The following is a 6,707-nucleotide window of genomic DNA, read 5'->3' on the forward strand; positions in this document are numbered from 1 at the left end:
TTGTCTCTGCTTAGTTTCCGTGTGGCGATTGGCTCCAACTCGGCAATTGATCTGGGTGTTTGGGCTTTGCGCTGGCGCGTGTGCTGTTCGTACTGTCAGCGCTCGTGATCCTGAATTTCTTCTCGTCCCGGGGCTGGGAGTCCTGGGACATCGAGTACCGGCCGTTGATCCCCGAGGGGATGCCCGTGCTCATCGACGACGACCTACGTTTCGAGGACGGTCCGGCCGCACCGCGTCCAGCCGCGGTGGTCAACCGGTGGCTGCGTGAGTTACCGGCCAGCGGGGCGCCCGCGCCGAACTCGTGGGAGAACTACGCTCGGGCGGTCAAAGAGTGGATGGAGTTCCTGGCAGAGCACGGCGTGGGGCTGTTCGACTCACGCGAGCGGTTGAAGGCGGGGCTGAGCCGGTACGCCGAGCACCGGGCAGCGGGGCCATTGAAGGCCCGATTCGCGGCGACAACCTGGGGCCAGCACATAAGCATTCTGTCGCTGTTCTACCGGTGGGCGATCAACGAGGAGTACGCGACAGCCGAGCCGTTCACCTACCGGTCCGCGCGGGCCCTGTTCGCTGGGACCGGGCGGGAGGTGAAGGTGAACCTGGCGGTTCGCCGCACCCCCAAGCCGCACGTGACGATCAAGTACCTGGAGCCGGACTTCACCGAGCTGTTCCGCAACGGACTGCGCGGGCTCGCTCCGGACGGTTCGCAGGACACCGGCTTCCACGGCCGGGAGCTGACCCGCAATGCCGCAGTCGGTGATCTCGCGCTGGCGACCGGGCTGCGGCTCCAGGAGTTCACCTACCTGCTGCCCTGGGAGATCCCCGCACTGCCCCCGGAGCCGACCGCAGTGCCGATCCCCTTCCCGGTGCCGGCCGGGATCACCAAGGGCAAGAAGTTCCGCACCACCTGGATCTCCTACGAGGCCCTCGCCACGGTGCACGACTACCTGGACCTGGACCGGGCAGCCACAGCGGAGGGCAGCAGGTGGCGCCCGCCACGACGGTGGGGCGAGCCGCTCCTGGTGTCCGAGCCCGACGCCCGGGGCGGGCTGATCAACGGGATCCGGAGACCGTGGGCATCGCTGACCCCGGCCGAACGGCGCCGACTGGTCGCCCCTGAAGGCGGCTCGTGCCTGCTGGCAGTAAAGAACGGCGGCGGCCCGTTCACCGCCTGGGCGACGGTCTTCGAGCGGACCTCGGGCCGGATCCGGGCCCGGTTCGAGCCCCGCTTCCCGCACGTCTGGCCCCATCGGCTCCGCCACAGCTTTTCGATGAGGACCCTCGAATACCTGGTCACCGGGCACTACCGGCAGGCCGCGAAGCTCGTGCGGGACACCGACGCGGACGCCGCGCTCGTCTTCTACCTCACCAAGGCAGACCCGCTGCTCGTGCTGCGCGACCTCCTCGGCCACTCGACCGTTCTGACGACGGAAAAGTACCTCCGCCGCCTGGACACCACCCGCATCTACCGGGACGCCTACGAAGACGCCGGGGCGGCGGCCGGACTGACCGACGACGCGGCGGCCGAACGCGAGGCCGATACCGAGTTCACCGATGACATCGAGGACGGAGACCTTTGATGCCGACCATGCTCATCGACGAACCGCTCGGCATTACCTGCGTGTTCAGCGACGGCAGCCGCGCGGAGTACTCCCTGGATGGCCTGCCGAACCCCCGCCTGGCACGGGACCTGGCCACCGGCCTGGTCGAACTGATCCACCCACACGGCACCGCGGACAGCGCAGGCACCGTCACCTTCTACGTCCAGGCCCTGCGGAGCATGGTCCGCACCCTCGCCGAGCACGGTTTCGCCGACGGCGCCGGCCAGCTGCGGCGGGGGCTGTTGGCCGAGTACTGGATGGGCTGCATCGGCAAGCAGGAGGCACTGACCCAGGCTCTGCTGGAGGGCTTCGCCCGCAGTGGCGGGACTCTGGGCGAGGGGGTGCTGGAGCTCGCGGCGGGCCGGCACTTCAACATCCAGCCCAACCGCCGACCGCTGCCGCCCTACCCGGAGGCGGACTGGCAGCGGCTGACCGATGTCTGCCGCACTTTGACCGACGAGTCGTACGCCGCCCACCGGCAGGCCCTGGCCACCCTTTCTGGCGGGCAGCACCCGCAACGCGGTGGCTGGACGGTCGCGAATCTGTGCTGGCTGCTGGCCCGCCTGGGCCCGGTGTCGGCTCCGCGGTTCGCTGCGGAACTCGGCATCACGGAAGGCGCCTTGTTCCAGCGGGGCGGCTTCCTGCAGGCCAACGCGGAGTTGTTCCCCTCCCACAACGCGATGATCGCCTACCGGCTGCTGTTCGGGATCTACTCCGGCATCGTGCCCGACGGCATCGACGACCTGGTCACTGACGACATCGACTGGGCCGGGGACTCCACGATCCTGCTCTCCTACATCAAGGGCCGCACAGCGGGCGAGAGTGTGAACCTGCCGCGTCGGGCGGTGCGGCTGCTGGAGCAGTGGCTATCACATTCGGCGCTGCTGCGGAGTATGTCCGGCCCCGCCGAGCGGCGCCGGTTGTGGTTGTCACTCAGCCGGCCCGGGCAGTTCACCGTGGTCACGGGGTCCGGGGCCCGGGCGGCCATCCAGCGGTGGGTGGTGCGGCACGAGGTGTTCACCCAGGACGGCCAGCCGATGAAGATCCACCGCGCGCGGATCCGCACCACGCATCACGCGATGCGGGACAAGGGCACGTGGGCGGGCCGCAGCCGGGCGACGATCGACCCGAACCACACCCCCGAGGTCGAGGGCGACCACTACCTGACGGCCACAACACCGGTTGAGCAAAAGGCTATTGAGGCGGTCGTCGAGGACGCTCAGCACGACATGCTCCGGCGGTCTCACCCGCCCACGGTGATCACCGAGGAGGACGCGGCCGCGCTGGTCGCGGACTATCCGCAGCTGGTGGCGGCCCTGGAACTGGACGATGCGGCGATCGCCGAGCTGGTGGGCGGACAGCGGGATGTGTTCACCGCCGCCTGCGGGGATCAGCTGTCCGGGCTGCACGGGCCGAAGGGCAAACCGTGTCCGGCCCGCCCCTGGGTCTGCCTGCTCTGCCCGCTGGCCGTGTTCGCGCCCCGGCACGCGGTCAACCTGCTGCGGCTCAAAGGGTTCTTCTCCCGGCAGTGGCAGCAGATGCCCGCCGCCCAGTTCATGGCCGTCTTCGGGCCCTATGCCGCCCGCATCCAGCAGGTCCTGGACCGCTTCGACCCGGCCGTCCTCGCGGCGGCGACCCCACAGATCGCCGACGAGGACGCTGAACTTCCGCTACGGCCCGAGGAGATGACCGCGTGACCACTGCTGCCGCTCCCGCGTTCGATGGCCAGTCTGGCGTCTTCGCCGGCGCCGACGTCTGCCGCGAGGCCGGGCTGCCTCTGCCCGAAGGCTGCCGCCGTCCGCTGTTCGAGGACGATATCTGGGACTTCTCCCAGGTCATCGGCCTGCCGGTCCAACTGCCGATCTGCCACCGGCATCTCGACTTCACCGGCATCCGTGACCTTCGCTGGCGACTGGTCGCCAAGGAGCTCATCTTGGCCATGCTCGCCCCGCGGCACCCGACCGTCGCCCCGCTGTCCCGGGCCCACCGCACCGCGCTCCACCTGCGCAGTTGCGTGGGCCGGCTGGAGGAGCTCACCCGCCTGTTCCAGTGGCTGGACACGCGGTCCATCACAAGCCTGGAGGCGATCGATACTCACCTTTGCGAGGCTTACCTGGCCCACCGCCGATACGTGCTCGACGAGCGCGGCGCCGTCGTCGGCGAACAGAGCCCCGGCACGCGACGAGCCGCCGCGCAGGCCATCGTCGACCTCGTCAACTACCGAGACCTGTTCACGGCGGACCGGGTCTCCGCGAGCCTTCGGCCCTGGGGCGGTGCCACCGCCTCGGCGATCGCCGAGATGCCCTCCGGCCGCACCGAGAACAAGACCCAGCCCGTCGAGGAGGCCGTCCTGCAGCCGATGCTCGCAGCCGCCCTCTACATCGTGGACACGCTCGGCCCGCACGCCGTCCAATTGGCACACGCAATCCGGGACACGGATCAGTACTCGGCGCGGCGGCTCCGGGAACTGCGGCGAGTCGGCCCCAAGAGCCGGGTCCCGGCCCGTGAGATCAGCCGAGTGCTCGGCGAGTACACACGAACGCGCACACCCCTGCCCATGCTCGAAGACTGGTACGCCACCCGGCGGCTCGCCGACGGCTGGGCCCCGGACGATCCCCTCCTGTCTGTCGCGACGGGCACCCTGGCCCGACAGGCCGGCCTCAGCCAGTTCGCCACCGCCTGGCTGCCGGCCCTCCGCGGACCGCTCGAAGACGTCCTCGCCCAGGTCGGTGTCGAGAAACCCTTCGGGCAAGACGCAGACCACATCCCCACGGCCGACGAGGGATCCACGCTGCCATGGACCCTGCCGCTGCACCGGCTGGAGGCCATCGCCGTGGTCGGCATCGTCCGCACCGCCGCGCTCATCACCACGGCCGCCATTTCCGGGATGCGCGCGAGCGAGCTGATGGAACTGCGGATCGGCTGCCGCCGCCCTCCGGAGGAATCCATCCCGGGCTTGGTCCGCTACCGCCTCGCGAGCAAGATCGTCAAAGGCCAGCCACTGGGCGGCACGGACGACGAATGGGTCGTCATCGAGCCCGTCCACCGCGCGGTCGGACTCCTTGAGCAACTGCACGAGGCCCCCGCGGACGGAGCCCTACTGCTCGGCCGGTTCGCCTTCAACGTCCGCTACCAGTGGTTCAAGAACTGGGTCAACTCCGACGCCGGCCGGCGGCTCGCGCTCGCCCCGACTCCCGACGGACCGGTCAACCTACGGATGCTGCGGCGGACTTTGTCTCTGGAGATGGCCTATCGGCCCGGCGGCGTCCTAGCCTCCAAGATCCACCTGAAGCATATCGCCGTGGCCACAACGGAGGGCTATGCCTCGCGCCCTGGCGGGGCCCAGGCCGAGCTGTTGGCGGAGGTCAACAAGCACGAGAGCGAGCGCAATCTCCAGCTGGTCCTGGAGGAGTTCCGAAACTACCAGCAGGGCGTCCTGCCCGCCGGTCCCGGCGCCCGCAGCCTCACCGAGTTCTTCGCCAGCATCGACGCCCGCCTCGATGAGGCCCCGGCCGCCGCCCCGAAGACCCAGCGCAACGACCGCGACGTCCTCAACCTGCTGACCAAGCGTGCCAGGACCCTCCACCTCGGACCGGCGAACTACTGCTGGTTCACCGACCCCTTCCGGGCGCTCTGCCTCAAACTCGCCGGCACTCCCACCGCCAACCGGCCGCTGGTGGGGATGTGTGACTCCGCCCGCTGCCCGCAGGCCACCCACCATCCCTGTCACCGCCCCGTCTGGGCCGAGCACGCCGAGCGGACCAAGGTCTTCCTCGGCCAGCTCGGGACCGCTCGCAAGACCGAACACGCCCGGCTGCAGGCCGACCACGACCGGGCCCTCCGGGTCGTCTCCGAGATCGACGCGGCCGCCACCGACCAGCCCGATGAGGACTCCGCATGAGGATCACCGCAGCCCAGCGCATCGAGAACGAGAACCGCATCCGAGCCGCCATGGACCGGCTCCTGCGCGGAGAGATTCCGCCCGGCGGCAAGTGCGACATCAAGACCTCGCTCGCGAGGCCGCCGTCGACCGCACCGCCTTCTACGGCGCCCGCCCCTATGCCCACCTCCGCGAAGAGTTCGAGCGCCGCCTGCAGAATCTTCAGGAAGCAGGACAGATCCCCGACCCGCGCGAAGCCCGGATCGAGCGGCTCAAAGCTGAGATCACCACTCTGAAAGAACGGCTGGCCCGCGCCGACAACGTGAATGAAGAACTCAGCGAGTTTCGCTCCCAGGCACTGGCCCGCCTCGCCGCCCAGCACGAAGAGATCGTCCGGCTCCGCGAGATCACTACCGGCACCACTCGGGTCAGCTTCCTGCCACCACCCCGAACTACCGTCATCGGGACATGCAGCTGATGCCGCATGCCCGACTGGGTGCTGGCTCTCGCATGGTGAGAGTTGCAGCTCGCCAGCGATCAGACCGGGTCCTCGTCAGCCAGCGAAGGCATGGCGCACGGACGCAGGACCATGAGCGGGTCCTCCAAGGTCGCCACCATGGCAAAGGGGAACCGGTCGAGCTCAAGACAGAGTGCAACGTCATCGGGATGGACTCCTTGACGCACCCCCTCCGCCAGTTCGGCAGCGGCGCGCGACTCGGCAGCGCGGCAGAGGAACTCAGCAGCATCCGTCCCAGCCTCGGTGGCCCTCCGAGCGATGTATTGAGCGCACGCCAGATCTTCATCGGCCTGCCCATCCTCGCCAGTGACCACGAACGTGACACTGTCACTCTCGCGTGTCCGCAAGAGCTGAGCCGTTGCCTCCGCCACCACGAAGCTGGCGCACAGCACCAGCGGCGCCTCCTTGACCGCAAGGGCGCCGACCGTCCCTGCCGTGGTCTTCTGCACAACGGTCCGTCCGCCAAGGTCAACAGACCGCAGCAGGCCCGGCGAGTTGACCATGTCGAACCCGGGCGCGGGCGGACCGTCTTTGAGCGCCACCCAATCCGGGTGGCGAGCCTTGAGCGCCAGGGCTTCGTCCAGCGACTCAGCAAGAACGATCTTTTCCGCCCCCTGGGCAAAGGCCCAGGCAGCCACGGTGAAAGCACGCATGACGTCGACCACGACCGCTACGGACGGTGCTTCAACCAGCTCAGCGATGCCAAGGAAAC

General features: G+C 69.1%; 5 protein-coding genes. 4 read left to right on the forward strand and 1 reads right to left on the reverse strand.

The window, feature by feature from the left end; genetic code table 11:
* Positions 1-104: 104 nt before the first annotated feature.
* The 4 genes from AB0D10_RS45585 (at position 105) to AB0D10_RS45600 (ending at position 5,956) form a co-directional block, all read left to right on the forward strand.
* Positions 105-1,577 (forward strand): site-specific integrase, encoded by a 1,473-nt coding sequence (locus AB0D10_RS45585; protein ID WP_360268806.1) that lies wholly within the window; start codon positions 105-107, stop codon positions 1,575-1,577.
* Positions 1,577-3,295, forward strand: a complete 1,719-nt coding sequence (locus tag AB0D10_RS45590) for a hypothetical protein (RefSeq protein WP_360268809.1) — start codon at positions 1,577-1,579, stop codon at positions 3,293-3,295. The genes AB0D10_RS45585 and AB0D10_RS45590 overlap by 1 nt, the downstream gene beginning before the upstream one ends.
* The gene (locus AB0D10_RS45595; RefSeq protein WP_360268812.1) at positions 3,292-5,499 is read left to right on the forward strand and encodes a site-specific integrase; all 2,208 of its coding nucleotides are present in this window, start codon (positions 3,292-3,294) and stop codon (positions 5,497-5,499) included. The genes AB0D10_RS45590 and AB0D10_RS45595 overlap by 4 nt, the downstream gene beginning before the upstream one ends.
* 91 nt (positions 5,500-5,590) lie before the next feature.
* On the forward strand, positions 5,591-5,956 hold the full coding sequence (locus tag AB0D10_RS45600; RefSeq protein WP_360268814.1) for a hypothetical protein: 366 nt from the start codon (positions 5,591-5,593) through the stop codon (positions 5,954-5,956).
* A gap of 59 nt (positions 5,957-6,015) precedes the next feature.
* Here the strand turns inward: AB0D10_RS45600 and AB0D10_RS45605 are convergent.
* The coding region (locus tag AB0D10_RS45605; RefSeq protein ID WP_360268817.1) for a 2-phosphosulfolactate phosphatase at positions 6,016-6,707 on the reverse strand (692 nt) is incomplete at its 5' end.

This window comes from Kitasatospora sp. NPDC048545, assembly GCF_040651155.1.
GTDB lineage: Bacteria > Actinomycetota > Actinomycetes > Streptomycetales > Streptomycetaceae > Kitasatospora.